The organism is Clostridium bowmanii (genome assembly GCF_018861315.1).
Classification (GTDB): domain Bacteria; phylum Bacillota; class Clostridia; order Clostridiales; family Clostridiaceae; genus Clostridium_AD; species Clostridium_AD bowmanii.
The window spans coordinates 1-17,071 of sequence record NZ_JAHLDL010000021.1 but is presented as its reverse complement, the minus strand read 5'-3'; the positions used below and the strand labels follow the sequence as shown (position 1 = coordinate 17,071).

19 protein-coding genes and 1 pseudogene are annotated in these 17,071 nt (G+C 32.5%); 16 read left to right on the top strand and 4 right to left on the bottom strand.

Translation table 11 applies throughout. The features are described from left to right. Positions 1–46 precede the first annotated feature (46 nt). The 16 genes from fliM (at position 47) to hag (KPL51_RS14300) (ending at position 13,819) form a co-directional block, all read left to right on the top strand. Positions 47–1,042 carry a flagellar motor switch protein FliM gene (gene fliM / locus KPL51_RS14375; protein ID WP_216162965.1) on the top strand — a complete coding sequence of 332 codons (996 nt, stop codon included), beginning with the start codon at positions 47–49 and terminating at the stop codon, positions 1,040–1,042. Positions 1,043–1,091: 49 nt separating this feature from the next. Further along, entirely contained in the window at positions 1,092–2,207 is a 1,116-nt protein-coding gene (gene fliY, locus KPL51_RS14370) for a flagellar motor switch phosphatase FliY (protein WP_376770093.1), read from the top strand. Positions 2,208–2,432: 225 nt separating this feature from the next. Next, positions 2,433–2,705, top strand: coding sequence for a flagellar biosynthesis anti-sigma factor FlgM (gene flgM / locus KPL51_RS14365; protein WP_216162961.1), 273 nt, complete (start codon positions 2,433–2,435; stop codon positions 2,703–2,705). 2 nt (positions 2,706–2,707) lie between these two features. Next, positions 2,708–3,118, top strand: a complete 411-nt coding sequence (locus KPL51_RS14360) for a flagellar protein FlgN (protein ID WP_216162959.1) — start codon at positions 2,708–2,710, stop codon at positions 3,116–3,118. Between the two features lie 21 nt (positions 3,119–3,139). After that, a complete protein-coding gene (gene flgK, locus KPL51_RS14355) occupies positions 3,140–4,906 on the top strand; it encodes a flagellar hook-associated protein FlgK (protein ID WP_216162957.1) in 1,767 nt (588 codons plus the stop codon). Positions 4,907–4,959: 53 nt separating this feature from the next. Then, positions 4,960–6,225 carry a flagellar hook-associated protein FlgL gene (gene flgL, locus KPL51_RS14350; RefSeq protein ID WP_216162955.1) on the top strand — a complete coding sequence of 422 codons (1,266 nt, stop codon included), beginning with the start codon at positions 4,960–4,962 and terminating at the stop codon, positions 6,223–6,225. A gap of 101 nt (positions 6,226–6,326) precedes the next feature. Next, a complete protein-coding gene (fliW, locus tag KPL51_RS14345; RefSeq protein ID WP_216162953.1) occupies positions 6,327–6,764 on the top strand; it encodes a flagellar assembly protein FliW in 438 nt (145 codons plus the stop codon). Positions 6,765–6,802: 38 nt separating this feature from the next. Further along, a complete protein-coding gene (csrA, locus tag KPL51_RS14340; RefSeq protein ID WP_216162951.1) occupies positions 6,803–7,018 on the top strand; it encodes a carbon storage regulator CsrA in 216 nt (71 codons plus the stop codon). A gap of 16 nt (positions 7,019–7,034) precedes the next feature. Continuing rightward, positions 7,035–7,382, top strand: coding sequence for a flagellar protein FlaG (locus KPL51_RS14335; protein ID WP_216162949.1), 348 nt, complete (start codon positions 7,035–7,037; stop codon positions 7,380–7,382). Between the two features lie 51 nt (positions 7,383–7,433). Further along, positions 7,434–7,724, top strand: coding sequence for a hypothetical protein (locus KPL51_RS14330; protein WP_216162947.1), 291 nt, complete (start codon positions 7,434–7,436; stop codon positions 7,722–7,724). An 11-nt stretch (positions 7,725–7,735) separates the two neighbouring features. Next, on the top strand, positions 7,736–8,131 hold the full coding sequence (gene fliS / locus KPL51_RS14325; RefSeq protein ID WP_376770092.1) for a flagellar export chaperone FliS: 396 nt from the start codon (positions 7,736–7,738) through the stop codon (positions 8,129–8,131). A gap of 18 nt (positions 8,132–8,149) precedes the next feature. Next, positions 8,150–10,219, top strand: a complete 2,070-nt coding sequence (fliD, locus tag KPL51_RS14320) for a flagellar filament capping protein FliD (RefSeq protein ID WP_216162945.1) — start codon at positions 8,150–8,152, stop codon at positions 10,217–10,219. Positions 10,220–10,279: 60 nt separating this feature from the next. Then, entirely contained in the window at positions 10,280–10,615 is a 336-nt protein-coding gene (locus KPL51_RS14315; protein WP_216162943.1) for a hypothetical protein, read from the top strand. Positions 10,616–10,805: 190 nt separating this feature from the next. Beyond that, the gene (gene hag / locus KPL51_RS14310) at positions 10,806–11,735 is read left to right on the top strand and encodes a flagellin Hag (protein WP_216162940.1); all 930 of its coding nucleotides are present in this window, start codon (positions 10,806–10,808) and stop codon (positions 11,733–11,735) included. 103 nt (positions 11,736–11,838) lie between these two features. Further along, on the top strand, positions 11,839–12,783 hold the full coding sequence (hag, locus tag KPL51_RS14305) for a flagellin Hag (RefSeq protein ID WP_216162938.1): 945 nt from the start codon (positions 11,839–11,841) through the stop codon (positions 12,781–12,783). 106 nt (positions 12,784–12,889) lie between these two features. Then, on the top strand, positions 12,890–13,819 hold the full coding sequence (hag, locus tag KPL51_RS14300) for a flagellin Hag (protein ID WP_216162931.1): 930 nt from the start codon (positions 12,890–12,892) through the stop codon (positions 13,817–13,819). Positions 13,820–13,985: 166 nt separating this feature from the next. Here hag (KPL51_RS14300) and KPL51_RS14295 read toward each other — a convergent pair whose 3' ends face one another. The 4 genes and pseudogenes from KPL51_RS14295 to KPL51_RS14280 all read right to left on the bottom strand — a co-directional run. Further along, positions 13,986–14,180 carry a hypothetical protein gene (locus tag KPL51_RS14295; RefSeq protein ID WP_216162921.1) on the bottom strand — a complete coding sequence of 65 codons (195 nt, stop codon included), beginning with the start codon at positions 14,178–14,180 and terminating at the stop codon, positions 13,986–13,988. Positions 14,181–14,273: 93 nt separating this feature from the next. Then, complete coding sequence (locus tag KPL51_RS14290; protein WP_216162919.1) at positions 14,274–14,654, bottom strand: DUF6262 family protein; 381 nt, start codon at positions 14,652–14,654, stop codon at positions 14,274–14,276. Between the two features lie 13 nt (positions 14,655–14,667). Continuing rightward, entirely contained in the window at positions 14,668–16,758 is a 2,091-nt protein-coding gene (locus tag KPL51_RS14285; RefSeq protein WP_216162917.1) for a tyrosine-type recombinase/integrase, read from the bottom strand. After that, a pseudogene (locus KPL51_RS14280) lies at positions 16,755–16,949 on the bottom strand (tyrosine-type recombinase/integrase); the annotation flags it as partial. The pseudogene KPL51_RS14280 and the gene KPL51_RS14285, both read right to left, overlap by 4 nt. Positions 16,950–17,071: the final 122 nt, after the last annotated feature.

Sequence of the window (17,071 nt, the reverse complement as noted above, 5' to 3'; positions counted from 1 at the left end):
AAGATAAATAGTATTCATATGTTATACAGAGAAATGAGGTAGGAATATGGCAGAAGTATTATCACAAAGTGAAATAGATTCACTTTTATCTGCCCTTTCTTCTGGGGAAATAGAACCAGATCAGCTCCCGGGTGAAGAGGAAAAACATAGAATTAAATTATATGATTTTAGAAGCCCTCAAAAATTCTCAAAAGATCATCTGAGAACTCTTGAGCTAATTCACGACAATTACGGAAGAATAATATCAAGTTATTTATCAGCACAGCTAAGAAACAATGTAAAGGTTAAAATTGAAAGTATTCAACAAATAACCTATGAGGAATTTATTCATTCAATACCTAACCCTACTATTTTAACTATATTCAAAATGCCACCGCTAAGTGGGTCTATATTATTTGAGACTAATCCTCAATTCTCATATCAAGTAATTGATATACTACTCGGAGGAATGGGTGCTAGAAAGGTCAAACTCAAAGAATTTTCTGATATAGATAAAAATATATTAAGAAATGTTAATGCAGGGCTTATAGCTAATTTGAAACTTGCTTGGGAAGATGTTTTAGATGTGCAGCCAGAAATTGAGACATTGGAAACCAATCCTGCACTTAATCAAACCCTAGCGCCCAATGAGCCTGTTGCCCTAATTACTTTTTCAGTAGAACTATGTAATAATAGTACATTTATAAATATTTGTATACCTTATTTAAGCATTGAAAAAGTATTAGATAAACTAGTGGTTCAATATTGGTTTAGAGAAAATGATGAAGAAATTGTAAGTGAATCCAGAGACAAATTAAAGAGTAGGTTAAATATAGTAAGTGTTCCAATGACAGGAGTGCTAGGTTCGACAAATATTACTGTAAATGAATTTCTACAATTAACGGAAGGGGACGTAATTACATTGGATAATACAAGTGACAGCCCAGTTAAAGTATTTGTAGAGGGACAATTATGTTATACAGGTATTCCTGGTACTATAGGTAAAAACAAAGGGATTCAGATATTAGATATAATAGATAAGGATGTGGAAAATTATGAGTAACGGCTTTCTTTCACAAGAAGAAATCGACGCTCTCCTAAATGGAAGTGATATGAGCCCTACAGAAGAAACGAGTTCTGAACCTATAGGACAATTTGAACTTTCTGAAATTGAGAGCGATTTGCTAGGTGAGGTTGGAAATATTTCTATGGGCTCAGCATCAACAGCTCTTTCCACTATAGTAGGTCAACCAGTAAATATAGCAACTCCAGTGGTTTCAGTAACTACACTTAAAGAGTTAAGAGGTAATTATGAACTTCCTAATATTGCACTAGACGTTAAGTTTACAAGTGGTATTGCAGGGGGAAATCTTTTAGTAATGAAGACTTCTGATGCTGCAGTTATTGCAAGCCTCATGATGGGTGGGGATGGCAAACTAGAAGGTGCAGTTGCGCTTTCAGAAATTGAAATTAGTGCTGTTTCAGAAGCTATGAATCAGATGATTGGATCTGCTGCAACTTCTATGGCAACAATGTTTGCTAGAGAAGTAAATATTTCTCCACCTCAATCTAAGATATGGGATGATACTACCTCCCCTTTAAGTGATAGTATAGATGACGACGAACAAGTTGTTCAGGTTGCTTTTAAAATTGCTATTGGTGATTTAGTTGATAGTGTTATAATGCAAGTACTTCCTATTAAGACAGCTAAAAAAATAGTAGATATTATGATGGGTACAGAAGAGCCTTTAGAGGTTCCAAAAGAAATTATCCCACAAACTACAACGGTAGAACCAAAACAAGAACAGGTGGAGCAAAAAATATCAGCGCAGCAGGAAGCAGCTTATACCAGTGCACAAACTGAGCCGGAGTATCGTGCTAAACCTATTGAAAGGCAAGAGCCACAAGTAGAAGTTAAGCAAGCATCCTTTAAACCATTAACAAATGCTCCTGTTTATAATTCACCTAGGAATATTGACTTAATATTAGATGTTCCATTAGAAATCTCCGTAGTACTTGGAAAAACTAAAAAGAACATTCGTGATATTTTAAATTTGGGAACTGGATCTTTAATAGAGCTGGATAAGTTAGCAGAAGAACCAGTGGATATATTAGTAAACGGTAAAAAAGTAGCTTACGGTGAGGTAGTAGTTGTAGATGAAAATTTTGGTGTTAGAATTACTAGTATAATTAGTGGAGAAGAAAGGGTTAAGGCATTAGTGGAATAAAAAAAATTACATATTATATAAAAAGGAATAAAGAAAATTTATTCCTTTTTATTTTTTTATGTGAAATTAAATGAATTAAATATATTTAGTAAACAAAATATTAATATTAGACTAATAGTTAAATCAGTATAAACTTTGATGGATTATATACGATAATAGAAATAGATAGAACAATGGAAAAGTTAGTATAGGATTAAAGTTATAAAAAGCAAGGAGTGATTAAGATTGAAAATAGATGGAGTAAAGAATAACGTGGTTAACTTTTATAAAAAGAATACACCTAAAGCAGAATCAAAGGTGACTACACCAAAAAAAGATACTATAGAATTATCAACAGCGGGGAAAAGCTTAAGTGCAATGTCATTAGATAGTAAACCAGTTAATTCTAAAGAAAAAATAGAAGCTATTAGAAATCAAGTAATGCAAGGTACTTACAAAATGGATCCAAAATTAACAGCTACTAGAATGATGGATATTATGAAAGGGAGAGATATTTAGTTATGAAAGATAAACTAAATAAAATCATAATACAGGAAATAGAAACTATTGGGATTCTTCTATTAGCGCTTGAAGAGCAGCACAAATGTGTAGTTGAAAATGATATTTTTGGAATGGAAGCTTGCGTGGACAAGATTAAAAAAGCTAATAAAAACATAGCTCATAGTGAAGTTGAAAGGCGAAGGATTACGGAAAATAGAGCTATGACAGAACTTCTTCAAGAAGCCAATGACCAGGAGCTAACTAACAATTACTATAAAATCAAGCGGTTATTACAAGAAGTGGTACTTCAAAAAGACACAAATGAAATGCTTATAAAACAAGGACTTAGTTTTACAAATAGGATATTAAATGTATTAAATCCAGTAAGAGAATCAAAAACTTATAATGCATATGGTAAAGTAAAAAAATAGTATGAGGCTGGGGTGAATGAAATGTCAGGATTATATTCAACTTTAAATGTAGCTGTGCGAGGTATGACTGCTCAACAAAAGGCATTAGATGTAACAAGTCACAACATAGCTAATGCTGGTACAGAAGGTTATTCAAGACAAAGGGCTACCATGGAAACTACAAGGCCATTTGGTATGCCTAGCATGAACAATGCTATAGGGGCAGGACAATTAGGCACTGGTGTACAAGTTTCCTCTATAACAAGAATTAGGGATAGCTATTTAGATTATCAGGTAAGAACTGAAAATGGTACTATGGGATTATACGAGGGACGTGAGAAATTTTTAACAGAGGTTGAAAGTATTTTTAATGAAGTTAGTGATACGGGTGTGTCAAGTATGCTAGGTGAAGTCTTTAATTCCTGGTCATCGCTTTCCACAAGCCAAAATTCCAATACTAGAACTGTAGTGGCACAAAAATCTAAAGCATTAACAGATCAGCTGAATAGTACGTATAATCTCTTATCAAAACTAAAAGAGAATTGTCAACAGGTTATTCAGAAGGATGTAGTGGATGTAAATGGTATGATCGATCAGATAGATGAATTGAACCAACAGGTTAGAGCGGTGAAAATTGGTGGCAATGAGCCTAATGATTTAATGGATAAAAGGGACTTATTAGTAGATCAACTAAGCACTAAATTTGGTATTAGTATAGATAAGAAAGCATTGGCGGGGGAGGATTTAAAGGCTACTGATAATGTTGGGGGACCGGTTCCTGGTGATGATTTATACTTTGTAAGAAGTGATTCAAAAGATGACGTAAGCAGATTTTCTTATGTTAGTAAGATTGAAAAAAATACAGCTGGAAAATATGATGTTACTTATTACAAAAATGGGGATATATCATCGGATAAGAATAAAGTTACAATAACCATGGATTTAACTGATACTCAATATACAGATTTAGACCAAAACAGAGTTCTTTGGGCGGATAAGGAAGGGTATGCGATAGATAAAGACAAAAATAGAATTGCAGGGACGGACTCCAAGGGTGCTGTTACAACAATTACTGATGGATCAGTAGTAGCGACGGAGACTGATTATCAAATATTTAAGCCTATAACGGGAGAATTAAATGGGTATATGTCTGTACAAGCTGATATAGACAAATATATAGGGGAGTTAAATAATCTAGCTAAGGCTATTGCTTTTTCTGTAAATGCTGTGCATAGTGGTGAAAGCGATGCAACGAATGATACACTTAAGTTTTTTGTTAATAGCGATGTGGGTGGTTTAGAGGATAAAATAACAGCAGGAAATATTTCAGTTAATAAAAAAATTCTTGATGATGTTATGCTTATTAATGTTGGAGTTGGTGTTACTACGGGAACGTCAGATGGAAAGAGGGCATTAGCTATTTCACAGCTTAGAGATGTGAAATTGGAAATTCAAAGTATTGGTGAGGTGACAACGAGAGATGATCTTCTAACGAATAGATTTAGTGTAGATACTACTTTAGGATTTAACACTGTTAAGTCTAGTTCAAATGGAATGACTATTAGTGGCTATTTTACAGATACCGTGACTAGATTAGCCGACCAAACCCAATACGCAAAAAAAACTGTAAAAAATCATACAACACTACTTGCAGGATTAAACGAATCAAGGACTTCCATATCTAGTGTATCATTAGATGAAGAAATGGCTAATATGATTCAATTTCAACATGCTTATCAAGCTAATGCAAAGATAATTTCAACTGTTGATGAACTTTTGGATTTGGTTATAAATGGATTGAAAAAATAAGTGATTAAATACTGCAGGTGATGATTTATCTGTACTAATTAAGGGGTGAATATATGAGAGTAACAAATCAAATGTTATCAAATAATTTTTTGAGAGATATGAGAACAAATTTAAGTAATTTGAGCACAATACAAAATCAAATGGCTTCTGGTAAACAAATAAATAAACCTTCAGATGACCCTGCTAAGGCTTCTAAGATAATGCAAATGTATTCAGAGATAGATGCAAACAAACAATATAATAGCAATATAAAGAATACAGCAAATTGGCTTGATGTAACAGATACAACCCTAGATCATATAGGAAAAGTAATTGGAAGAATTGATGAACTTTTAGTATCTACGGGAGGTTCTGCCAGTGATCCTAATTCAAGAAAAGCAATTAAGGATGAAATAAATCAGAGGGTCCAAGAGCTTTCACAATTGATAAATACAAGCTTTGATGGAAAGTATATATTTGGGGGAACAGACGGAGCAAGTAAACCAGTAGGAACAAATACTGTAGATGGAAATAGTGAGTTAGTTTCAAATGCAAAATTAAAAGTAGTTGCGGAACTTACAAATTTAAATGCTTATGGAGGTGCAACAGTAGCGGCAGGGACTAAATTTGATATATCCTTAAATGGAGTAGCAATGGAAGTAACAACAACCGCAGAGATTACAAGTGGAGGCACTATGGTAGTTACAGCTAAAACTATTGAAGATAGTATTAATAATGCTATAACAACTGCTAATGGTGCGAAATTATTAGGAGAAGCTGGGTATATTGAATTAGCTAAAGTTACAAGAACCACTGATGGAAGATTTGAAATCAATAGCCCATCAGGAGCTATAACATTTTCTGATACCACTGAAACTAAAGAGTTAGGATTAAGACCTGGACCAGACATGTTATTGGTGGAAGTATCACAAGGAGTAACTATGGATTATAATATTACAGCTTCGCAAGTTTTAAACTATGGAACGGGCGCTGGTGAGAATCTTATGAAATTATTGGAAGGTATTACTAGTCATCTTGACTCTACAAAGCCTGAAGATATTAAATCTTTGACCAATGGAGATTTGAAAGGTATTCAAGACGTTATGACCAATGTGTTAAAGCTACGTTCAGAAGTTGGTGCTAAGCAAAATAGAATGGAAAGCGCTGAAAGTAGGAATACAGATCAGAATTTAAATATGACAGAAATCTTGTCAGCAACAGAAGATATAGATATTACAGAAACAGCAATGCAATATGCAACTATGCAAACCATATATATGGCATCACTTCAAACCAGTGCTAAGGTGCTTCAGCCTTCATTACTTGATTATCTAAGATAGAATAATTTATGATTGAAGATTGAAGGTGGAGAACTAAAAACTTATTGTGAAAAATTATAACAAGAGAAAAATGATTTTTACTAAAGGAGTTGATTTGTGATATGGAGCTAATTACTAAGTATCATGGAGTTAGAGAATACAGTAATGACGATATCATCGTATTTAAAAAAGGGTTACCGGGATTTAAAGATTTAAAAAACTTTATTATTTTTCCCTTAGAAAGTAATGAAGTTTTTAGTATATTACACTCAATTGAGGCTACTGAGGTTGGTTTAGTTTTGGTATCACCATTTACACTAGTTTCTGATTATGAATTTAAAATACCAGACCCTGATATAAAAGAACTACAAATAGCTAAACCTGAACAAGTATTAGTATTAACTACAGTAACACTAGATTCAAATATTGAGAATATGACAACTAATTTAAAAGCTCCCATAATTATTAATATAAAAGAGAAATTAGGGGAACAATTAATATTGGATAATGATAAATATAAAATAAAACAACCTCTATTTAAAAGAAATGACAATTTATAATTGTTATTTACGCCAAAGAGAAGCAAGGGGATGTATAAATGTTAGTAATAGGTAGAAAAAAAGGTGAATCCCTGTTAATAGGTGACGACGTAGAAATAACTATAGTTAAAATTGAAAATGGCTCTGTAAAAATTGCTATAAATGCACCTAGAGAAATTAGCATTTTAAGATCAGAACTTTATAAAGAAGTGACGGATGAAAACCAAAGAGCTGTTATTTTTGATGCATCTTCACTAGAGAAATTAAAAAAATAAATATGGGAGGGAAAGAATGGAAATCAGAGGTGTTAGTGGAAACAAATCTATGGATTTTGTTAAAACTCATAAAGTAACAGAAAATGTTTCTGTATCAAAGTCTGCTGAAAATGAAAATTCACTAAGTGAAAAAGATAAGGGTGAAAAAGAAATTAAAAATGCAGTAAGTAAAATAAATAAATTGTTAGAGGGCGAAGGCACCCACTTGCAATATAAAAAGCATGATAAGCTAAATCAAATGATTGTAAGCGTAATTGATAACAATACAAATGAAATAATAAATGAAATTCCAAATGAAAAGATACTGGATATGGTAGCTGAAATGTGTGAAATGGCTGGTGTTTTAGTAGATAAAAAGGCATAGGTTTTAAGAGTAAAATTCGTAACCCACTAGGATAAAGATGGGAGGAGTATTATGGAATTTAAATTAAATAAAATTGATGTTGAAATACGAAAACGAGTTAAAGACACAACCAAGTCTGGTATAATTCACAGAAAAAATGAAATAACTGTAAATAAAGACAGAAATCCCAGAGATAACTCAAGTTCTTACGAAGATTATAAGTACAAACTTTCAAAATATAAGAAACATCACAAAATAACAGTAGGAGCATACAAAACTAATCAATATGATGTAGAGGTTTTTAAAGAAGCACTAGAAAAAGAGCAAAAGATAATGGGAAATTTTATAGATACTAAAAAGTAGAGGTGGTGATTATGGCAATGAACGCTTATGGAAACGCATTTAATACTTATAAAAGCAATAGTGTGAATTTTGCATCAAAGGATCAATTGCTTTTGATGCTAGTAGATGGTGCTGCAAAATTTTCAAAAATAGGTAGACAAGCCATGGTAGATAAAGACGTTAAAAAAGCTCATGAAAACATTGTAAAAACTCAGAATATATTTTATGAATTAATGGCAACTTTAGATGTGGCAAAAGGTGGGGAATGGGCGGAAAGTTTAATGCAGGTTTATGACTTTATTGCACGTAGACTTACGGAGGCTAATATTAAGAAAAGTGAAGAAATAATGAATGAAATAATTCCGCTGATTGAAGATGTTAGGGATACTTGGAATGAGGCTTATAAAAAATCTAAAGGCGGAAAATAAAATAGGTGGTGATTATGTATGACAAGCATTTATCCAACAGGTGCTACTAGTGGAACTAAATCAAGTGCTAATATGTTAAGAATATCGGGTATGGCATCTGGTATTGATACAGATGCACTGGTTAAATCTATGGTTTCAAATTATCAATCGAAGATTGATAAAGCAAATGCGGCAAAGCAGACAGTTCAGTGGCAGCAAGAAGGGTATAGGGAAATTATTAAAGGTGTGAAGGGATTACAGGATTATTTTGATCCGCTTTCAAGTAAGTATATGATGTCGGGGAATTCTTTTAACATTAATACAGCTACAAGTGATGGCACATCTGTAGTTATGGCAACATCGGCGTCAACTGCTAAGGCTGGAACATATAAGGTGAATGTTACACAGTTGGCACAGCAAGCGGAGATTGAGGGAGATAATAATAATTCAATGATTAAGGTAACAGATTTATCAAATTGGAGTGGGAAAACTTTAAATTTTGATGGTTGGGCAAGCATTAGCTTAAGTGCTTTAACGGATACTACTCCAACAAATGCCAATATGTCTAAGTTGGCAGAGGATATAAATAAAAAAATTGCGCTATCTGTGACGACAACAAGTCCTGAAAAAACTTCTTTGAAAGGTAAAATTTCTGCTTCTTATGTAAATGATGAAACTGGTAGTTACATTAAATTTACAAAGTTGGATGCTACAACTAGCATTACATTAGAGAGTACCGCTCATGGAAGCTCTGTTCTTGGAATAACTGATGATTTAGTTATTAATAGCGGAATATCTTCAAGTTCAAAATTAGTTTCAGATTTCAAGTTCACCACAGGAACTGCTGGAAATCTAAAATTCACTTTGAAAAGTGGAACTACTGATTACCCAGTTTCGCTTACAGTAAATGACACTACTACCATCCAGAATTTGATGGATGCAGTGAATAGTGCGACCGGTGGGCAAATTACAATGAATATAGACGATACAACGGGGAAAATTTCGTTTAAATCTAAGGGTGATGGGTCTAATTCAAATATTAGCATAACCAATGGATCAACAGGTGATAGTGTAATAGCTAAATTAGGCATATCCAGCACTGAAACTACAATTATAGATATAGGTGAAGATGCTATAGTTGCTATAACAGCTCCAGGACAAACAGCTACAACAACCACTCAAAGTTCTAATAAATTTACAGTAAATGGAGTTAATTATAATCTTGTAGGAGTTAGTAAAACAGGTGAATCTTCAAATGTAACGGTGACAGCAAATTCAGATACTGTTGTTACTAATGTGAAAAAATTTATTGAGGATTATAATACTATAGTATCAACGATAAATACAAAATTAACAGAAAAAAAAGATAAGGACTTTGCTCCATTAACTGACGATCAAAGAACAAGTATGAGTGAAGACCAAATTAAGACATGGGAAGCTAAAGCTAAGGTTGGATTACTTAGAAAAGATGATTATTTAAGTAGTTTGTTGACGCAACTTAGAGGAGTACTTTATGCACCTGTTTACAGTGCTTATGATAGTGCAGATACTAGCGCTGGAAAAGTATCTTTAAGTTTTGGTAGCTATGGAAGTGGGGCTATAGGCTTAGGAACATCAGAGGATCTTTCAGATGGTGGTAAACTTGTAATTAAGGATGGGGATGAGGCAAAATTTAAAAATGCTATTGAAAATCATATGGATGACTTTAAAAAATTATTTATTGGGTCTTCTAGCAGCACTTTAGATTCAAATACAGCTTATATAGGTTCAAAAAAATACAATGAGGATGGAATATTCAAAAGAATGGACAACATAATAAGAGATTATGTTGCATCACCTGGGGTAGGTAAAGATGGTAAGTATACTACAGCCGGATATATGAATATATTCGTAAATAAGCAATATGATAACAGTAGTTTAGGTACTTCTGGAAAAAATACACTCCCTGATCAAGTCTATAGTAAGGTTTTAAGTGTTAGTAGATTTCAAACTCAACTTCAGGCTGCGCAAACTAGGTATTATGCTAAATTTACAGCATTAGAAACAGCTATGAATGCTTTGAATTCGCAACAGAGTTCACTTGCATCTATGCTTGGGACAAGTTCTTAAATGTAAGTGGTATCTGACAATAGTAAAAGTGATTCTAATTTAAATAAAGCGGGTGATAAATTGAATTTAGAGGAAAATCTTATTAAATATAAAAATATCACTTTGACTATTATTGAAATAGTTAATGCAGAGAAATATGAGAAACTAGGAGAGATATTTCAACAAAGGCAGTTAATTTTAGACGATATTAATAAAAATAATTATTTAAAAGAGGAACTGAAGAAATTCTATGTCAAATATGGAATAGAAAATTTAGAGCAGGTATTAGCATCTGAAATGAAAGTTAGAAAAAGTGATTTATTGAAAAAAATAAAACAAAACGAGAAAAGGCATGTTGGAATGGCGGGGTATAATAAATTATCTGCTAAAGCAGTGTTTTTGAGCAGAGAAATTTGATGAAAAGTTTTTTTGAAAAATGTTGTAAAAAACTATAAAGTTTCTATTTATAGTAGCGATATATATAATAGGAACAAAAACAAACTAGAAAATAACATCAATAAATTAGTTAGTATGGCTCAAAGAGCTTAACTATAAAAACAAATAGAGGACAAGGATGTCCTACTAAAAATTCAAGGAGGAATTTATTATGATAATCAATCACAATTTAGCAGCAATGAACGCAAACAGAAACATGAACATTAATTCAGGTGCAGCAGGTAAATCAATGCAGAAACTTTCTTCAGGTCTTAGAATCAATACAGCTGGAGATGACGCAGCAGGTCTTGCTATATCAGAAAAAATGAGAGGCCAAATCAGAGGACTTGATCAAGCTTCATCAAATGCTCAAGATGGTATTTCAATGGTTCAAACAGCTGAGGGTGCATTAAATGAAACTACCGCAATTCTTCAAAGAATGAGAGAACTTGCAGTGCAAGCAGGAACAGATACAAATACAACTGAGGATAGAGGAGCAATTCAAAAAGAAGTGAATGCTTTAACATCAGAAATTAATAGAATTGGTAACACAACAGAATTTAATACACAAAAGCTTATTAATGGTAATAAGTCTAGTGCATCAGGTGCAAGCGGAGATGGTGTAGCGACACTTCAAATAGGTGCTAATTCAAATCAACAGTTCACTGTTGATATTGGTGATATGCGTTCTACAAAATTAGGTATTGCTGGAGCTTCTGGTGCTACAAGTTTTTCTACTGGGGCTAGTAATGCATTATCTGATAAGAGTGATTTAACTTCTGGATCTGCTGCTGAGTATGCATTAGATGTTACAAGTGCAACTTTAGCTACAACAGCAATAACTACAATTAGTACTGCTATAACTACAGTTTCATCAGAAAGAGCAAAACTTGGTGCTTATACTAATAGATTAGAGCACACTATAGCTAATTTAGGAACAACATCAGAAAATATGACATCAGCTGAATCAAGAATAAGAGACGTAGATATGGCAAAAGAAATGTCAACATTCTCAAAGAATAATATTCTTTCTCAGGCTGCTCAGGCTATGCTTGCACAAGCAAACCAACAGCCACAACAAGTTCTTCAGCTATTAAGATAATGTTGAGGAAAATTGATTGATATTTAAGATTATGACCATAAAAAGCTTATTATAAATATAGTGGAACAGGGATGTCCACTTAAAAATCAAGGAGGAATTTATTATGATAATCAATCACAATTTAGCAGCAATGAACGCAAACAGAAACATGAACATTAATTCAGGTGCAGCAGGTAAATCAATGCAGAAACTTTCTTCAGGTCTTAGGATAAATGCAGCTGGTGATGATGCAGCAGGTCTTGCAATCTCTGAAAAAATGAGAGGCCAAATCAGAGGTCTTGATCAAGCTTCATCAAATGCTCAAGATGGTATTTCAATGGTTCAAACAGCTGAAGGTGCATTAAATGAAACTACTGCAATTCTTCAAAGAATGAGGGAACTTGCAGTACAAGCAGGTACAGATACAAATACAACTGAGGATAGAGGAGCAATTCAAAAGGAAGTAAATGCTTTAACATCAGAAATCAATAGAATTGGTAACACAACAGAATTCAATACACAAAAGCTTATTAATGGTAATAAGACTGGTACAGCTGTAACTACAGGAGTAATTACTGATGGTGCGGCGACACTTCAAATAGGTGCTAATTCTAATCAACAGTTCACGGTTGATATTGGTGATATGCGTTCTAAATCTTTAAAACTTTCAGGCACAACTGCAGCAACAGGCGGATTTGCTGCTGCTGGTGCTACGGGCGCTTCGAATGCATTATCAGATTTAAGTGCTTCTGGTGTTTCAGAGTATGCATTAGATGTTACAACAGCAAGTTTGGCTACAGTAGCAATAACAACGATTAGTACGGCTATTACTACTGTTTCATCTGAAAGAGCAAAACTTGGTGCTTATACAAATAGATTAGAGCATACAATAGCTAATTTAGGAACAACATCAGAAAATATGACATCTGCTGAATCAAGAATAAGAGATGTAGATATGGCAAAAGAAATGTCAACATTCTCAAAAAATAACATTCTTTCTCAGGCTGCTCAGGCTATGCTTGCACAAGCAAACCAACAGCCACAACAAGTTCTTCAACTATTAAGATAATTTTAAATAGAAAAATTGATTGATATTTAAGACTATAACAATATAAAGCTTACTGTAAATACAGTGGAACATGGATGTCCACTTAAAAATCAAGGAGGAATTTATTATGATAATTAATCACAATTTAGCAGCAATGAACGCAAATAGAAACATGAACATTAATTCAGGTGCAGCAGGTAAATCAATGCAAAAATTATCATCAGGTCTTAGAATCAATACAGCTGGTGATGATGCAGCTGGTCTTGCTATATCAGAAAAAATGAGAGGCCAGATTAGAGGACTTGATCAAGCTTCATCAAATGCCCAAGATGGTATTTCAATGGTTCAAACAGCTGAGGGTGCATTAAATGAAACTACTGCGATTCTTCAAAGAATGAGAGAACTCGCAGTACAAGCAGGTACAGATACAAATACAACTGAGGATAGAGGAGCAATTCAAAAGGAAGTAAATGCTTTAACATCAGAAATTAATAGAATTGGTAACACAACAGAATTCAATACACAAAAGCTTATCAATGGTAATAAGACTGGTACAGCTGCAGTGGGAGTAGATGGAGCAGCAACTCTTCAAATAGGAGCTAATTCTAATCAACAGTTCACAGTTGATATTGGTGATATGCGTTCTACAAAATTAGGTGTTGCAGGAGTTTCGGGGGGGACAGGTATAGCTACTGGAAGTAGCAATGAATTATCTGATAAGAGTAATTTAGCGAGTGCAGCAGCAGCTGAGTATGCATTAGATGTTACAAGTGCAACTTTAGCTACAGCAGCAATAACTACAATTAGTACTGCTATTACTACCGTTTCATCTGAAAGAGCAAAACTTGGTGCTTATACAAATAGATTAGAGCATACTATAGCTAATTTAGGAACAACATCAGAAAATATGACTTCGGCTGAATCAAGAATAAGAGATGTAGATATGGCAAAAGAAATGTCAACATTCTCAAAGAATAATATTCTTTCTCAGGCTGCTCAGGCTATGCTTGCACAAGCAAATCAACAGCCACAACAAGTACTTCAGCTATTAAGATAATTTTAAAAAAAAAGAGCGAAACTGCATTAAAATGGGTTCTTACTAAACTTTGGGTGTATAGAAGAAAATGCGGGTTTATAATTATCAATACCTAATTGATAAAAACACTGTGGAATAAGACAAGAGCCATATTATACATGTATAATATGAGCTCTTGTCTTATTTTTCATGCTTTATTAATTACAAGTATTTTTCTTACTTGCTCACCAATATCTTGATCTGTGTATTCATAGTAATGTCCAGCTTCATCAGGTTCAGGTTCTTTGCCAAGATTCTCAAGAATAATATTCTTCATGTTCTCTGATATATTTAAGAATGATTTATTACTTAAATTTTGTATATATTTTTTTGTAATAATCATAATTTATCTTTAATAAAGAAACTATATAAACTCATTAAAGATCCACCTCATTCCTTCATTATTTCTTTATATACATATCATATCTACTGACAATTATATGCTTTTATATATCTCTCCATAATTAATTTTAACTTGTTCTTTTATTTGCTTATTTTCTTCACCAAGTTTTTTAATCTTCCTTTTAAGACTTGCAATTATTGCATCTTTATTATTTTCATCCATTCCTCTTTTAACTTGAGCTGGAGTGGGTACTTGAGCTTGTTGATTTCTTAAAGTTTCAATTCTTTCTCTAATATCAGCATTATTATATAAAGTTGCTTTGGTTAATCCTGCTTCCTGCGATACACTATTAAAATTTATAGTCTTATTTATTCTTATAAGTAGTTTTATAGCCTCATCAACTTTTTTGCGAGTATTAGCCTTCCTTGCAGCATGAAGTTGTTCTAAGTGCTTTTTACGGTCATATTCGCTCATATGTATCACCTCACTAAATTAATCTTTCTAATCTACCATATACAGTATTCCCATTTTTTATTGTATTAAATATTTCTTCATAAATATTTAAAAGATCTTCATTTTCTTTTACCATATATTTACGATTAAATTTTTTAGCCTGTTCTATAAGAGCCTTTGTAGAGTTAATATGAATCTCATATTTATTAACATCACCTTCAAAAATACCTACTCCCAAGTCTTTACAAGGCTTACCTGCATTACAAGTTAAACATGGAGGTTGTTTTGCAAAAGTACATTTACCTTTACTTCGTTGAAAACAAGTACCGTAAGGAGTGTCTATAGCATTTAGTTTATGATTTGCCCAAAGCATATCAAGTATGTCCTTAGGTATCTCTCCATTTGTTTCTTCACTGAGTTTGCCATCTACATTAAAACTAAAAACTCCTTGCTTTATTACATTATCAAATACTTTTCTTTTATTATCATCAAGAAGTTTTGCGTATCTCATAGTCATTTCTGGTGAGGCATGAGCTAATAATTCTTGGACAGTTAATATGTCAGCGCCACCATTCAGCATTTTTATAGCATAAGTATGCCTAAATGCATGGTTTTTGAAGTGATAGAGATTTCCTAGTTCATCTGTTATATTATATTTTCTAGCAAAAGCATTAAGATTATCTTGTATCCATGTTTGCGAGTAAGGCCTACCTTTTCTAATACCTGTATATCTATTAAAAATAAAAAATTGGGGGTTATTATCTTGATTACTGTTTTGCTTTGAGGTATGGATTAAAAATGCTAATATATCTGCAAGTGCATCATCAATAGGTATTCTGTGACCTTTAACATAAGTCTTTTCTATATCAGCTTCTACCCAAAACTTATTGTTAATTTTAATTAAACAATCTTGTTTTAATCCTAAAACATCAGATATACGAAGCCCTGTTTTATACATTACCCATACTACAGGAACTATTTCGTTATTAAGGTTATTTATATTGTTGAATAATTGTTCTAAAACATAATCTGGAACATAGTCTATTTGGTCATAAGGCTTTTTCTTTATAGTTGGTTTATCTTCTGGGTAAATAAGTATTCTTACATTTTTAACAGGAGCAATTTCATATTCTCTTATTTGAATATCTGATAAGAATTTTAGAATACAATTCAAAGCTTTTAGTTTATATCCCAGTGGATCTGCATTTTTTTGATTCAAATTATTTTTCGTATAAGAATTCAACCATTCAATATACATTTCTATATGTTTTCTTTCTAAATTCTTAAAATCATTCCAAGTAGGTTCTAATTGTGATATGTAGTTTATAAAGTCACACAAATAATTTAAAACAAACACTGCATTTCCAGTTGAGAATTTATTATTACATAACAATCTTTGTTTAAAATATCTCTTAACTTCTTTTCTAATGTTCTTATTTTTTATTGAAGTAAAAGTTATAAAATAATGGGTTTTTGATTTATTAAAACCTATACCATATTGTTCGAGATTTCTTACATCCCAAATGTCTTTATGCCACTCTTCTCTTGTATCGGCAAGGCTTACTAACTCCTTATAAACTTGGTTTAATAAGTTTGATATCCACATTTTATGTGAATATTCTTTACCATTGCATTTAGAAATGGCATTGCATATTGTTTTAGTTCCATTATTTACAAGCCAATCTACCCATTCAAAATTGGCTTTATCTTTATCTAAATTTAAAATAGAATTTAGCGTGGGATACTTCTCATTTATAAAGTTTGATAATTGTTTAAACATAGTATTGTTTACAAAAGCAGTAGCGAAAGACCATTCATTATTAAAAACCTTATGATAGAATATAAATTTAATTTCCGTATTAATATTAGGATTGTTAAATTTAAAATATATATTCTTGTTTGTGTACTTATACCTTTGGCATTGCTTTTTAAACTGCTCTATACCATCAAAGAAATCCATATTCCATTTATCATTATCTATAAAATATGATGTGCTAACTTTCTTATAATTTACTGAACCATCAGCATTAATAAACTTTTCTGTATAAATTGATAGTTCTTCTTCGATTTTTTGTTGGTATTCTGTTACTGTATTGTATCCAAGTATGGTTAATGCATTTATCATTTGTAGGCATCCCCACTATTTTCAATAGTGCTAATTTTGAAAGCTGATTGTGCTATTTCCCACCCTGCCCTTATATCTTCATCCGAAGGGTGTAAATACATATTTATTGTTGTTTGTATTTGAGAATGTCCTAATCTCTCCTGCACTTGTTTTATATCTTTTGTTTGTCTGTAATAGATAGTTGCATGAGCGTGTCTAAAATGGGGAGCTCCCCATTTTCGCCATTATGGTGAGTGTTTTAAAATGGTGAGTGAGTCAACTTATTCTTGAGTTTGAGCCAGTCTTTGTATGAATCACTCACCATAATAACTTC